This window comes from Phocaeicola salanitronis DSM 18170 (genome assembly GCF_000190575.1).
Taxonomy (GTDB): Bacteria; Bacteroidota; Bacteroidia; order Bacteroidales; family Bacteroidaceae; genus Phocaeicola; species Phocaeicola salanitronis.
Genome location: NC_015164.1, coordinates 4,092,556 through 4,106,291, shown reverse-complemented (window position 1 = coordinate 4,106,291; position 13,736 = coordinate 4,092,556). Strand labels below are relative to the sequence as shown.

The following is a 13,736-nucleotide window of genomic DNA, read 5'->3' as shown; positions in this document are numbered from 1 at the left end:
ACAAAAGTAGTGGATTCAATTTGTTTTTTCCTTCCAAAAGAAAAGTTATGGCTGTTGTCGGTGAGTACTTGTTGACTGATTTGCCTAAAAGCCCTACCCGGACTTGATTGCGCAAGCAGGAATTTAAAAAGTAGGTTTAAATTTTCTTGTATATACTACAAGGAACGAAGTAAACCTCTTGCAACATCTCTTTGGTAATGAATAATAATAGTTTTAGAAATTAAGTTTAATGACATCTTGTATATATAGAACAAGGAAAGGAGTAAACCACTTTGCCAGTTGCACCAGCCTTTCTTTTTTGAAGGCAATAGAATACTGTTCAGACTTTGACTTTGATGACTTCGTTAAGGTTTGTGGAGTATTGGGCTGACTTGTGTTCGCATTTCAAGTGCCAACGTTTGTCTGTGCCTTGGCTTGCCACTTTTACGGTATTAAAACCATTCCGTTGGTTGATGGCATCGATAGCCGCTGAAAGGCGAGCTTGTTTGGCACGGTCTATGGAGTCAAAGAGGACAGTTTGGACGGCAGTGTTTGGACTAATGTCCCACACGATGACACCGGCTTTCTTGTAGTGGTATCTTCCATTCTCACGCCATTCGGTACGGAGTGCTTGGACTGCTGCGGCTACCAACTCCAATTGGTCGTTGGTGGGCATGGGCAATGTAACTGTGCGGTTGATAATATGGTTTGGCACATCGTTGCGGAAACGGCTGGTATAAGCGAATACGGTCAGTTGGCAGCAACGACTCTTTTGCTCACGCAACTTGCGGACACATGAAGCGGCAAAGTTGGCTACTGCTTCTTCCACCACTTCCAACTCAGACAAACCTTTGTCGGGAAAACTGCGGCTGGTACAGATGCTCTGCTTTTCGGGCAGTTCGCTGATGTTTATGCAACTTTCGCCACGGAGTTCCTTCCATGTCCTCACACCTGTGACGGTAAGCAACCGTCTTACCCGGCTTTCACTCCACTGCGTGAAATCCCATGCGTTTTTGACTCCATGGTATTCCAACTTCTTGGCAGAGCGTCTGCCAATGCCCCACACATCGGCGATGTCGAAACCTTGCAATGCCTTGATGCGCTTTTCTTCGGTGTCAATCAGGCAGACACCCCCGTAACCTTTGTATTTCTTTCCATACCTGCTTGCCACTTTTGCCAAGGTCTTGGTCGGAGCTATGCCAAGCGTTACCGGGATTCCTGTACCCTTGCCAATGGTACGCACGATGCGTTTGCCGTACTCACGCAATGCTTCTCCACCGCCCATGCCTGTAAGGTCGATGAAAGCTTCATCGATGGAATATTGCATCAATTCGGGCGTGAATTCCGAAAGCAGCATCATCACCCTGCGGCTCATGTCACCATAAAGTGTGTAATTGGAACTGAACACGGCAACCTTTTCACGCTCCAGCAATTCTTTTGCTTGGTAAAAAGGCGTACCCATTTCTATGCCCAACGCCTTTGCCTCGTTGCTGCGGGCAATGATGCAACCGTCATTGTTAGACAGCACCACCACTGGCTGTGTGCGCAATCCCGGATTGAAGACCCGTTCACACGAACAATAGAAGTTGTTGCAATCCACTAGACCGAACATGATTCACTTCCTCCGATATTGGCGTTTGATGTTGTAGGTCAATACTCCCCACACGATGAAATTATTTTCTTCCGTCACCTTGATAGGCGGATAGTCCTTGTTGGCGGGCATCAGCCAAAGGCAATCACCCTTGACATCGAACTTTACCCGCTTCAATGTAAATTCCCCATCAATGTAGGCCACCACGATGTCACCCTCCTGCGGATCGATGGCCTTGTCTATCACCAACAAGTCGCCGTTGTCGATGCCACAGTCCTTCATCGAATCACCTACGGCACGGGCATAGAACGTAGTGGCGGGATGGCGAACCAACTCGCGGTTCAGGTCGATGCTCTCCGTCGTGTAGTCTTGTGCAGGGGATGGGAATCCTGCACGGATGCCACCATCGGCAAAGTCCAACAGCAGCTCGCTGCTCAGGTCGGCCGAATAGAGGATGAGCCTTACCCCGTCCTCCTTTTCTACTCCGGATTCATTGACGACTGTTTTATGTGAATCTTCCATTTCCTGTTCTCTTGTTGCATTACCATTCGTTTTGCAAAAATACCATTTTTATGCGCTTGTCCGTCCTTATTTTATGAGTTTCCACACTTTTACGCCTTTTATTGGCTTACATTTCGCCAAAGGCGACCGATGCTCTTTCCCGATGGCAGTCGTGCGCCATTCTTTCATCGTATCTTGGGTTTAGGTTGATAGCCGGCTTTCCTTAATTTCTTCCGTTGCCTCGGAACCGGCACACCGACAGCTGTTCTGTCCACATTCCCTATCCGTCAGTCTTATCTTCAGGCATCTCCTCTCCAATGGTAGAGCGGCCTTTTTCTGGCAATATCGGTATCGCGTCCGCCCTTACGGCTTCCATAATGAAAGAGGTGGTTGGAATCGCCGTTTCATACTTGACCCGTTGCAGAGCCATCGGAACGGGCTTTTTTCTTTTGGCAGGCGGATTATTAGCATCCTTCATCACAACCTGTGGCTGAATTTCCGTGTTGCTTCTTACATGGCCGTCGTTTATCGAAGCCACAATATTTTTCCATGATGCAAAGATATAATGCAGCTCGCCGATGGCGTTACGGGACACTGACGTTCTGACCAATGGCGTGTCACGAAAATCTTCCGACATTTTCCGCTTCACATAAAATGTTGCGTATTTGCGTGCCTCCCTTGGTGCTACCCTATGCCTGCAATATCTTCTTGCATCCGTAAAAATTAATTGTTCAACTTCTAAAAACTTACAGTCATGAAGCAAGTAGAAAATTCTTTCATCATCACAGGTTTTGTAGCAAAGGACGCTGAAATCCGCACGTTCACCAACAACGATGTAGCCCGTTTCCCGATGACAATCGGCCGCAAGGAAACCAAGGACAACGCCACCAATCGCGTGTCCGCCTTCATCAACGTGGAAGCCTGGCGCAAGAGCGGCAGCGCATCGTTCGAGTTGCTGAAAAAGGGTACGCTACTCACCATAGAGGGCTATTTGAAGCCCGAAGAGTGGACCGACAAGAACGGTGTGAAGCAGAACTGCATCAAGTTCGTGGCCAAGAAGTTCTACGAGGCAGTGGAGAAGCCGGAAAAGGCCGAGAAGCCCCAACCTAAGACTCGCGCCAAGAAACAGAAGGAGGCGGCATAGACCGATTCCCTCGTCGAAAAGAGCGGCTTCGGCCGCTTTTTTCGTGCTCAATGCACGTGAAGCCTTGCTCCTTTTGAAAATGATTAACTATCTATTCTACCATTACCCGCTTTGTTATACCGGCTATTCCTTATCCCGCCCTCCAGCCGTCACCGTTTAGTTTTACTGATGCAAAGGTCGGCCATCGCGCCTGATGGCGGCGGCTTGAAGTGGATTTCTTGCAAATTCTTCCTCCTTGCGGAGCGTAATTGGCAAGAAAAGCCGCCGCATGAGGCTTTCCCGATAGCCGAGTAGCCGCATCGATAAAACCCAAAATCGGTCACGGCAAGAAGAACCGATGACAGGGGAAAGTATGACATCAAAAACATACACCAATATGTACGATTACGACAACAGAGAAGATTTCGAGGACTACGGCAAGCATTGCTGGCTGTTGACCCCATGGAAAGGCTACCGCTCGGCAACCATTGTCGGACAGACCGACAATGGTTATATCGTCCAAGTGAGTAGCGGAGCGGAGATAGTGGTTTATCCTGACGAGATAGAGATTAATTAACCCCAAAGCATACCCATATGGAAAAGACAATCGAAAAGATACCGACATGGAGCCTGTGCTACCTTGTCAATGGAGATGCAAGCGGACTGACAGAGGAAGAACTACAAACCATCGACCGCTGGTACAAGGACATGGGCGTACAAGTAGTTTCGCCCGTCATGGACAGTGAATGCAACCTGCAACCCTATTTTTCACCTTGCCCTGCTTTCGGCTTGCCGACAGAGGTAGTGGACTGCGACATCTTTTATATCCAACCCACCAAACAATGACAACTATGAAAGGAACTGAACATTTCAAACAGGCCATCAAGAGCTATTTGGACGAAAGAGCCAAAACGGACGAACTCTTTGCCGTGGCTTATGCTAAGGAGAACAAGAGCTTGGACAATTGTGTGACATTCATACTCAACCAAATCAAGGCACTTGCTAATGAGGGCTGTGTAGGCATGGCTGACGATGACGTGTATTCGCTCGCTTGCCATTACTTTGATGAAGATGACATCGAAATCGGCAAGCCAGTCAACTGCGGCGTGATAGTCAACAGACATATCGAACTCACCGAGGAAGAGAAAGCCGAGGCACGGCAGAGGGCTATCAGCCAATACCAAGCCGAGGAATTGCGCAAGATGCAGCAACGCAAGAGCAAGCAGGCGGCAAAACCGCAGGAGACCAAACAAACAGAACCTAACTTATTCGGCTTTTGAACATGAAACCACGCAACAAATTCGAGAAAGCGGTGCTTGTCCAAAGCGGCAAGCTCCGCCCTTTGACCAAGGCGCAACTTTCGTGGGCGTTCCGTGAATGCGTCAGTCACTTTGCACACCGACTGCCTAAAGGCCGGACTACCTGTATGGACTGTGGGCATCAGTGGGTAATGCGGAAAGCAACCGACCATTGCGTCTGCCCCAAGTGCCACGCAAAGTTGGAGGTGAAAAATACCCTTGTCCGCAAAATACAGCAAAAGGCATATTTTACCCTGCTTGAAAAATGCGGTGAATACCAAACCCTGCGTATGTTCCTGTTGGTGGTTGAAATGGAGAAAGGTTGCAGGGCTGCCCCATACGCTTTGGAAATCGGGCAGTATTGGTGGAATGCCGATGGCAAACAGACCCTTGTAGCCATTCAGCGCATATTGGGGCGGTACTTGGACACCTTTTCTTTCGCTTCACCGATGACCATTCGGGGAGATAACGGAGTGTACCGCCATATTGCCACTTTTGACACCTGTCCGAGATACAGCGTCATTGACACCTTGAAAAGAAATGGTTTCCGCAGCGACCTGCAAGACATTGAACCGGCAAAACTCATACCGGCATTGCTGACCGACCCGAAAGTTGAAACTCTACTGAAAGCCGGACAATATGACCTGTTGCGCTATTGCCTGCACTCATCAACTCGTCTGGATGATTACTGGCCGTCTGTGAAAATCTGCCTGCGGAATGGATATACCATTACTGACGGCTCAATGTGGTGCGATACCATCGACCTGCTTAGGCGAATGGGCAAGGACACCCACAGCCCGAAATATGTCTGCCCTGCCGACTTGAAAGCGGAACACGACAAATTGGTGGAGCAACGCAACCGCAAGGAGGAACGTGAACGCCTGGTATTGCGCCGAAAGGAAGCCGCCCAATACGAGAAAGACTACCTGTTGCAGAAAGGCAAGTTCTTCGGCATAGTCATTACGGACGGGATGCTGAACGTCAGAGTGTTGGAGAGCGTTGCCGAGATAGCGGAAGAGGGTACGCTGATGCACCATTGTGTATATGCCAACGCATACTACCGCAAGGAGAACTCTCTGATATTGTCTGCCACCATCGGCAATAAGCGCATTGAGACAGTGGAGGTTGACTTGAAAAAATTATGCGTGGTACAAAGCCGTGGCGTGTGCAACCAAAACACGGAATACCACGACCGTATCATTGACCTTGTGAACAGCAACATGAACCTGATTAGGCAACGGATAAGTGCTTAATCGCCATGAGGCAAGGCATATCGGGAAATACCCGGTGTGCCTTGTCGCCACCTTGTTCCCCGCCGTTCTCCTGTTATATCCCTGTTATAAAGTTTTCACTCCTCTTATATCCATCTTCGATGCCCACGGCTTGCCTTATCATCATAGGAATAACGGTCTGTGCCTTAGCCATGCCGCTGTGAACGGCGGCGCGGCTTGCGGTATGGGCAAACGGGAACACGCCCATATCCCAGTCGGCGTACAAGTCCGCTGACTGGGAACAGGCAAATTCCCCTATCTGTTTGCCCGGCAGACCGTCCGTTTCTTTCGGACAAGCCGTACCACCTGTTATAGCCCACTTATATTTTGCTTTGCCTCTACTGTTTTAGAGCGGTATGTCTCCTTTTCTACCTTTTCATTTTTTTGTCATCCTGCCATTCGATGCCCCGCAGGTTATTTTGCTGCAAAATAAATGTGGCGTGGCTTGCCGTTGCAAACCGGCCTTGGCAGAAATCTTCCTTGGGGCTTCACTCCAAGCGTATTTCTGCCGTCTGATTTGCCGAAAAGCCATTCCGCCCCATTCCGGAGGCAGAAAAATAACCTACAAGAGCCATCGAAATATGGCCGATAGCAGGGGAAAGAACAAAATCTGTCAAATATGAAGAATATGAACTACAACAAATTGCAAGCATTGGCGGCGAACACAGTAGCTATCGAAACAGCCTATCGGGTGCGGAACGAGAAAAGGACGGCGACAGCAGCCGAACGTGAAACCCTCTCCCTGTATTCGGGATTTGGGGGCATCAAGGAAGTATTGGATTTAGGAACAAATGCCCCCATGTCCGACAAGATGAAACAGACTTTAGACCATCTTGTGTGCGTATTGCAAGCCATAGCACAAGACGACGAAACACTATACAGGGAGCTTGTGGATAGCATAAAGGCATCCGTCCTCACCGCTTTCTATACCCCGAAATTTCTCATAGAGGCGGTGACCGACCAAATACGAGCCACGTTCCAAGCCAACGGTTTGTTAATGAAATCCTTTCTTGAACCGTCCGCAGGAATTGGCGGCTTTCTGCCAGTTTCCATGCCCGACACTTACAAGGTAGCGTTTGAAAAGGACTTGGCGACAGGGCTTGTGCTTTCAGCCTTGCAACCTGATACAAAAGCGGTCATTGGCGGCTTTGAAACCATAAAGGCGCAGGAGTTGGAATACGACACGTTCGATGTGATAGCGTCCAACATACCTTTCGGCACGATAAACGTGTTCGATGCGGACTTTGAACGCAGGGGAACGCCTTACAAACAATCCCTTAAGGCCATTCACAACTATTTCTTCATCAAGGCAATGGAACTGTTAAATGAGGGCGGCTTGCTGGCTTTCATCACGTCAAGGGGCGTGGCTGACAGCCCATCCAATCGCTTTGTGCGTGAATATCTGGTGCATCACGCCCATATCATCACCGCCCTGCGCTTGCCCGACACGCTTTTCATGCAGACCGGCGGCATCGAGGTAGGCAGCGACCTTATCATCTTGCAAAAGGACAGCCACAAGCAAAACCTCACCACAAGGGAACGCCTGTTCTTGGAAACGTGCAGGGAGCGCACATCGCAGGGGCTGGAAACAGAACACGCAAACAAGGCCTTCTCTTTGCCGCAAAGCACGTTGTCCACAGGTACGGCCATCGGCACAAACCAATTCGGCAAGTTGATGCGCAAGTACGAGTGGAACGGCACAGAAGAAGCCATACACCAACGGCTTGCCGAGATATTGAGAGCCAATTTCACCCACTATTTCAAGCCCTCCCTGTTTGGTGGGCAAAAGCAAGCGCAGCCGCAGCAGGAAGCGATGCTATCCCTCTTTGACCTTTTCGGGGAAGCCACGGCAGCGGTACAGTACAAGCCAAACACAGGCAAACGACCCTACACGGACGAAATGCCCGGTTGGATGAAAGACGGTGCGTTGGTGCTGTTCGAGGGGCAGCTTGGCACCATACAAAGCAGAAGAACCGACCGTTTTTCCGAAATGGCCGCATGGTTCAGTCCTATAAAAGTCAACGGTGCGGACATGGAACGGGCAAAGGACTATTTTCCCGTGCGAAAGGCTTACTTCGAGTTGTCGGAAAGCGAAGCGGAAACAAGGGAAGAACAACCCTTGCTCCGTGAACGGCTGAACAAGGCATACGATGCGTTTGTGACCAAGTGGGGCAATTTCCACACGGACGGCAACAAAGAAATGATGACGCTTGACAGCTTGGGCTTTGAGGTGTATTCCATCGAAATGCAAGCGCATGGCGAGGTGGTGAAAGCCGACATCATGCGCGAGCCTGTTGCTTTCAAGAAAATAGACACATCGGTACGCCTTGCCCCGATGGAAGCGTTGGCAAGCAGCTTGAACTATTACGGCAGGGTGGATATGGTTTACCTTGCGCAATCGACAGGATGCAGCGAGAGCGAGGTGATAGAGGCGTTGGAGGGCGAAATGTTCTACAACCCCGAAACCAGCGCATGGGAAGAAAAGGGGCGCATACTTGCAGGTAACGTGGTAGAGAAATGCAAAGCGTTCGCCGGATATATCCATAGCCTTGCAGGACAGGCAAGGGCTTGGACTGAAAAAACGGTAAGGGCGTTGGAAGAGGTCACGCCCGAACTGATACCTTATGAGGAGCTTGACTTCAACATGGGCGAGCGGTGGATTCCGACAGAAGTCTATGCCGACTTTGCCGAATACCTGTTTGATGTCAAGGTCGATGTGGTGTACTTTGACGTGAACGACACCTATGTTATTTCCTTACATGGATATTCCCCTGCCGCATACAACATCTATGCCTCGCACGGTTACACAGGCGAGAAACTGTTTGCCCATGCCCTGCATGACACCATACCCGAAATAAAAAAAGAGGTGATGCGTGGCGGTGAATGGGTGAAAGTACCCGATGAAGAAGCCATGCAGGAGGTGGCAACCAAGATACAGGAGATAAGGGGCAAGTTCAACGCTTGGCTTGACAGCCAGCCTATCGCTGTCCGTGACGAGTTGGTAAGGCTCTACAACGAGCGTTTCAACTGTTATGTGCGTCCGTCCTATGACGGTTCGGCGCAAACATTCCCCCGCCTTTCCTTTGCACAGTTCCCTTACGATGACTTATACCCCTCGCAGAAAGACGCCATCTGGATGATTAAGCAGAATGGCGGCGGTGTGTGCTGGCATGAGGTAGGCGCAGGTAAAACAATGGTGATGTGCGTGGCGGCATACGAAATGAAACGCTTGGGGTTGGTACAGAAGCCTTTGATAATAGGGCTGAAAGCCAACGTGCATGAAATAGCCGACTGTTTCCGCAAGGCTTACCCATCGGCAAAGTTGCTCTATCCCGGCAAGGAGGACTTCACTCCTGCCAACCGTGAGGAACTTTTCAGCAAAATCAAGAACAATAATTGGGACTGCATCATTCTGACGCATGACCAGTTCGCAAAGATACTGCAGTCGGAAGAAACAATGTTCGGCATCATGCAACAGGAACTTGACGATGTGGAACGCTCCTTGCAGGTGCTGGAAGAAAGCGGCATGGGGTGGCGCAACCGCCGTATGCAGAAAGCGTTGGAGAAGCGGCAAGAGAACCTGTCGGCAAACCTCCTGTCGTTGAAAACACGCATTGAGGATAAGAAAGACGGAGGTATAGACTTTCATACGATGGGCATAGACCACATATTTGTAGATGAATGCCACTACTTCAAGAACTTGATGTTCCAGACACGCCACACGAGGGTTGCGGGCATCGGCAACAACCAAGGTTCACAGCGTGCTATGAACCTGCTGATTGCCATCCGTGACATACAGGAACGCACAGGCAAGGACTTGGGGGCTACATTCCTGTCGGGTACGGTGGTCGTAAATGCTTTGACCGAATTGTACGTGCTTTTCAAGTACCTGCGCCCGAAAGAGCTTGCCAAGCAGCGTGTGAGCTGCTTTGACGCATGGGCTGCTATATTTACTAAGAAAACGACTGACTACGAGTTGAACGTGACAGGTTCTATCAAACGCAAAGAGCGTTTCCGCACCTACATCAAAGTGCCGGAATTGGCGGCTTTCCTGCGTGAAATCACGGATTACCGCACGGCAGAAATGATAAATCTTGATATCCCCGACAAGAACGTGCGTTTCCTTTCGGACAAACCGACCATGGAACAGGAGGTGATGATAGAACGGTTGGTACGTTTTGCCAACAGCGGTGAATGGTCGGATTTGGGCTTGGAAGCCCCTGCGCCCGAACACATGGACAAGGCAAAGATGCTGATTGCTACCAACGTGGCAAGGAAGATGGCGTTGGATATGCGTCTGTTGAGTGACCAGTTCAGCGATGACCCTACAAACAAAGCCTCACGCTGCGCACAGACCATCTATGAGTATTATGTGAAATCGAACGCTCACCGTGGTACACAGTTCGTTTTCAGCGACCTTTCCACTTACAAGCCTAATGAGTGGAATGTTTGCCAAGACATCAAGGACAAGCTGGTGGCGATGGGCGTACCTGCCTCTGAAATCCAATTCATCCAGACCGCCAAGACCGAAAAGGCGAGGAAGAAGATTTTTGAGGGCATGAACAACGGCACTATTCGTGTATTGTTCGGGTCAACTTCCATGTTGGGAACAGGTGTCAACGCCCAGCAACGGGCGGTGGCGGTGCATCATTTGGAGATTCCCTGGCGCCCTGCCGACTTGGAACAACGCAACGGTCGGGCGGTGCGCAAAGGCAACACCGTGAAGCTGTGGGGCGGCAACGTGGTTGACATCATCATCTACGGCACGGAAAAGACCTTGGATGCCTACAAGTTCAACCTCTTACGCAACAAGCAACTTTTCATCAACCAAATCAACAACGGCACTATCGCTGTGCGCCGCATAGACGAGGACGGCATGGACGAGGACACCGGCATGAATTTCGCCGAGTTCGTGGCCATCCTTTCGGGCAATACCGACCTTTTAGACAAAGCGAAGCTCGACAACAAGATTATACAGTTGGAAAAAGAGCAGGCGGCTTTCAACAAGGAACGTTACCGTGCGGAACGTAAGGCGGAGGGCAACCGTCAAGAGATTGACAACTGCAAGTGCAACATCGGGCGCATGACAGAAGATTGGGAGCATTTCAACACCCGTAAGGAGGATCGCAACATTGAGATAAACGGCAATGCCCAACTGACAGCCGAAGAAGCAGGACGAGCCTTGCACTCAATTTCAAGGAAACACCGTGGCGGCTTTACCCCCATCGGTAGCTACAACGGCTTACGGTTGTTGGTGAGCAGCGAGTACCGTCTTGACGGCAGCTTTGACCGCAACATTTTCTTTGTGGAGGGCAAGAGCGGCTTGAAATATAAGTGTGGAATGTCCGGCTCATTGCCACCGAGTTTTGCGGCGGCTGCGGTATTTCCACAGGCCACTTTGGAAAACATACCCAAGCTGATGGAACGACAAGCCGAGCGGCAGAAACATTTGGAGGGGGAAATTATCGCCTTGCAACAAGTGATGGCACGGCGTTGGAGCAAGGAAGAAGAACTGAAACGGCTCAAACAGGAATGCAAGGAGTTGCAGGAGCGCATCAACCGCACCCTTGAAGAAGCGGAACGCCCAACCGTGCCGACACCCGGCACCGAGCCTATGACAGTACCGGCGGCATAGCCATCATTCATATTTGACACCCTTTCCCCTGCCTTGTTGGGAAACACGGAAGGGGATTTTTCTGTTTGCTAAAGCAAAAACTTAGTTTGCAGTTCAAGCTGTCGGGCAGACAAGCTGCCCTTTCTTATTACATAATAGGTGTACAGTCGCCACCTTATCCTGTGGTTCCCACCATTTGTATTTTTCCCCTACCTTTTATACGGGCTTGCGAAATCAGCCTTTTATACTATCTCCCCCGGCTTCCCCAACCCGAATAATCAGCGGAGGCCTGTCCTTGCGCACGTCTGTCCCTTGGCAGACCAACGCAAGGAGGGGCAGACGGCCGCACGTTGTCCTTGGCTAGCACACGGGAACTTCAGCCCTGCTGAAACAACCTCGTGTGCCTGTTCCCGGCCAACAAGCGTCCTCTTTTGTCTGCCTGGCAGGGATTGTTTGACCCACCCAAGCCAGAATACTGTGATAGTCCAGTTTTAGCTTTCTTTTTTAGAATCTATCAATTTGATTATCAGCTTGTATACTTCTGTCGAAGGATTTTCAAATTCTTTCAGGCGCATTGCCCTTTCCATAGCTATCTCGGTCTTGTCTTTCAAGAATGCCTTTTGCGTATCAGAAAAAGAGGCCTTATTGTAATTTTTCCAGACAGATGTACTGTTTTTCAACTCCTTGATGACAGAATCTGCATTAATCGCCGACTTATGGTCTTTCGAATGCAGCAACAACCAAAGCTCAAAGCATGGGTTGCTTAACAACAACTCAGCCTTGCACTCTCGCAATTTTGCATTGATAGCTTCCACATCCATGTCATACATCAGATATGTCTGTACATTGTCATGCGGAGAGATCTTAAGTTCCCGAGTTCTATTTTCGACAAGGGACGGTGTTATCTTGCTTCCCTCGACACGGGATATAACTCTTATGGGCGACTTGTACCATTTTCTGAGCAGCGTCACATAATTCTCCTCTGTCTCTCCCTCGCAGATAACAAGGATGACTTTCCGCATTTGCCTTGACAAGGCTTTCTCTCTTTTACTCCCCATAATCAGCCCTCCAATATCTGCCTGATGCTCTCAACAGAGGAATCAACATAAGGCACAGCATCAAAACGGCCTTGTATGTACCCTTTTTCCGCATCCATGTTTTCTCGGAAATCCTTGAAATCATACAAGGAATATACGCAAGTAGCCCCTTGTTCCGACTTGTTTACAAATACTATCTGGTCGCGCCTCAATCTTTTGACATCTATCAAGTTTGTGTTGTGCGAAGTGAACAATAACTGGTTATTGGAAGAGGCGTGTATCAGGTCAAGTATGAAATCGGCTAAACGGGTGTGAAGCCCCGTGTCAAACTCGTCCATCATGATGCTCTTCTTGTTCTTGACCACATCGAGTAGGCGGATAAGGATTTGGAATAATTTCCTCGTGCCGTTGGACTCCTCCATATCCAAGTCAAACATTACATCACTTTGGTTACGATGAACCGTCTTGAAACGAAGTACATCCACTAACTTGAAAGACAATTCCGTCTGACCAGGCATAGGAAGTACGGGAGCCGGTATTTGTTCTTTACGGACTTCTATGTCCGTTATGTCGGTATCGCATATTTCAAGTGCTTTGAGGATTACCTTCTTGTACGTTTTGAAGCTGTCAAGCACTATTAAATCGTTCACGTTTACAAGACCGAGCAGAAACTGGTTCATGAAATACCTGTAGAGCTTTTGGGGCACATCCCTGTTCATGGAACTGGCACGGCTTAGAAAGAGGTTTTTGTCGCTTGTGTTAAGTGCGACATCCATCGGCTTGGCTATAATGCCGGTGCCAAAACTGTACTTCCCGTCTGCTTCACGCACAAACACTTTCGCACGTCTGCCTACAGGATAATGGTACAGGCTCTCACGTACAATCCTATCTCGTGTGAGTTCAAAGGAATATTCGTATTCCACATTCTCACAAACAAAGTCAATAAGGAACCGGCTAGGCTTGTTTCCAAACCCTTCAAACTTGAACGGCTCAAAATTGAAGGTCACACCCTCATTATGCAAATGAGACTCAAGAATCATTTTACAGCAGAACGTGATGGCTTTCAGGATGTTCGACTTGCCCGATGCATTCGGTCCAAAAAGTCCGATGCTCTTAAGCACAGGAACTCCATTCCATGACATGACATTGTAAGACAGATTCCGGGCAAGCGCAGTATTGATGTTTGCCGCCCTAAAATCAATTCTTATCCTGTCTTTGATGGAAAAGAAATTCTCCAATTCGATTTTAAGTATCATCTTGTATTTGATTTTGTAATTTTACTGCAAAAATAAGGATTAAATTCGATATACTGACATATAAGA

Annotated in this window: 11 protein-coding genes; 6 read left to right on the top strand and 5 right to left on the bottom strand. The window is 49.2% G+C overall.

Features of this window, described 5'->3' with window-relative positions:
* Positions 1–319: 319 nt before the first annotated feature.
* From BACSA_RS17760 to BACSA_RS17750, 3 genes are all read right to left on the bottom strand, one after another.
* On the bottom strand, positions 320–1,591 hold the full coding sequence (locus BACSA_RS17760; RefSeq protein ID WP_013619409.1) for a Y-family DNA polymerase: 1,272 nt from the start codon (positions 1,589–1,591) through the stop codon (positions 320–322).
* A gap of 3 nt (positions 1,592–1,594) precedes the next feature.
* Entirely contained in the window at positions 1,595–2,092 is a 498-nt protein-coding gene (locus BACSA_RS17755; RefSeq protein WP_013619408.1) for a LexA family protein, read from the bottom strand.
* Between the two features lie 259 nt (positions 2,093–2,351).
* The gene (locus tag BACSA_RS17750; RefSeq protein ID WP_013619407.1) at positions 2,352–2,708 is read right to left on the bottom strand and encodes a hypothetical protein; all 357 of its coding nucleotides are present in this window, start codon (positions 2,706–2,708) and stop codon (positions 2,352–2,354) included.
* A gap of 117 nt (positions 2,709–2,825) precedes the next feature.
* On the opposite strand from BACSA_RS17750, the gene BACSA_RS17745 reads away from it, so the two are divergent.
* The 6 genes from BACSA_RS17745 (at position 2,826) to BACSA_RS17720 (ending at position 11,398) form a co-directional block, all read left to right on the top strand.
* Entirely contained in the window at positions 2,826–3,215 is a 390-nt protein-coding gene (locus tag BACSA_RS17745; RefSeq protein WP_013619406.1) for a single-stranded DNA-binding protein, read from the top strand.
* 376 nt (positions 3,216–3,591) lie between these two features.
* Positions 3,592–3,771, top strand: a complete 180-nt coding sequence (locus tag BACSA_RS17740; RefSeq protein WP_013619405.1) for a glyoxalase — start codon at positions 3,592–3,594, stop codon at positions 3,769–3,771.
* Positions 3,772–3,788: 17 nt separating this feature from the next.
* A complete protein-coding gene (locus BACSA_RS17735; protein ID WP_013619404.1) occupies positions 3,789–4,040 on the top strand; it encodes a DUF6926 domain-containing protein in 252 nt (83 codons plus the stop codon).
* Positions 4,041–4,045: 5 nt separating this feature from the next.
* Positions 4,046–4,474: a PcfK-like family protein gene (locus BACSA_RS17730; RefSeq protein WP_013619403.1), complete on the top strand. Its 429-nt coding sequence runs from the start codon at positions 4,046–4,048 to the stop codon at positions 4,472–4,474.
* Positions 4,475–4,476: 2 nt separating this feature from the next.
* Positions 4,477–5,745, top strand: coding sequence for a PcfJ domain-containing protein (locus BACSA_RS17725; protein ID WP_013619402.1), 1,269 nt, complete (start codon positions 4,477–4,479; stop codon positions 5,743–5,745).
* Positions 5,746–6,391: 646 nt separating this feature from the next.
* Complete coding sequence (locus BACSA_RS17720) at positions 6,392–11,398, top strand: helicase-related protein (RefSeq protein WP_041584511.1); 5,007 nt, start codon at positions 6,392–6,394, stop codon at positions 11,396–11,398.
* A 470-nt stretch (positions 11,399–11,868) separates the two neighbouring features.
* On the opposite strand, the gene BACSA_RS17715 is transcribed toward BACSA_RS17720, so the two are convergent.
* A complete protein-coding gene (locus BACSA_RS17715) occupies positions 11,869–12,435 on the bottom strand; it encodes an RloB family protein (RefSeq protein WP_013619400.1) in 567 nt (188 codons plus the stop codon).
* A gap of 2 nt (positions 12,436–12,437) precedes the next feature.
* Positions 12,438–13,670, bottom strand: a complete 1,233-nt coding sequence (locus BACSA_RS17710; protein ID WP_013619399.1) for an AAA family ATPase — start codon at positions 13,668–13,670, stop codon at positions 12,438–12,440.
* Positions 13,671–13,736: the final 66 nt, after the last annotated feature.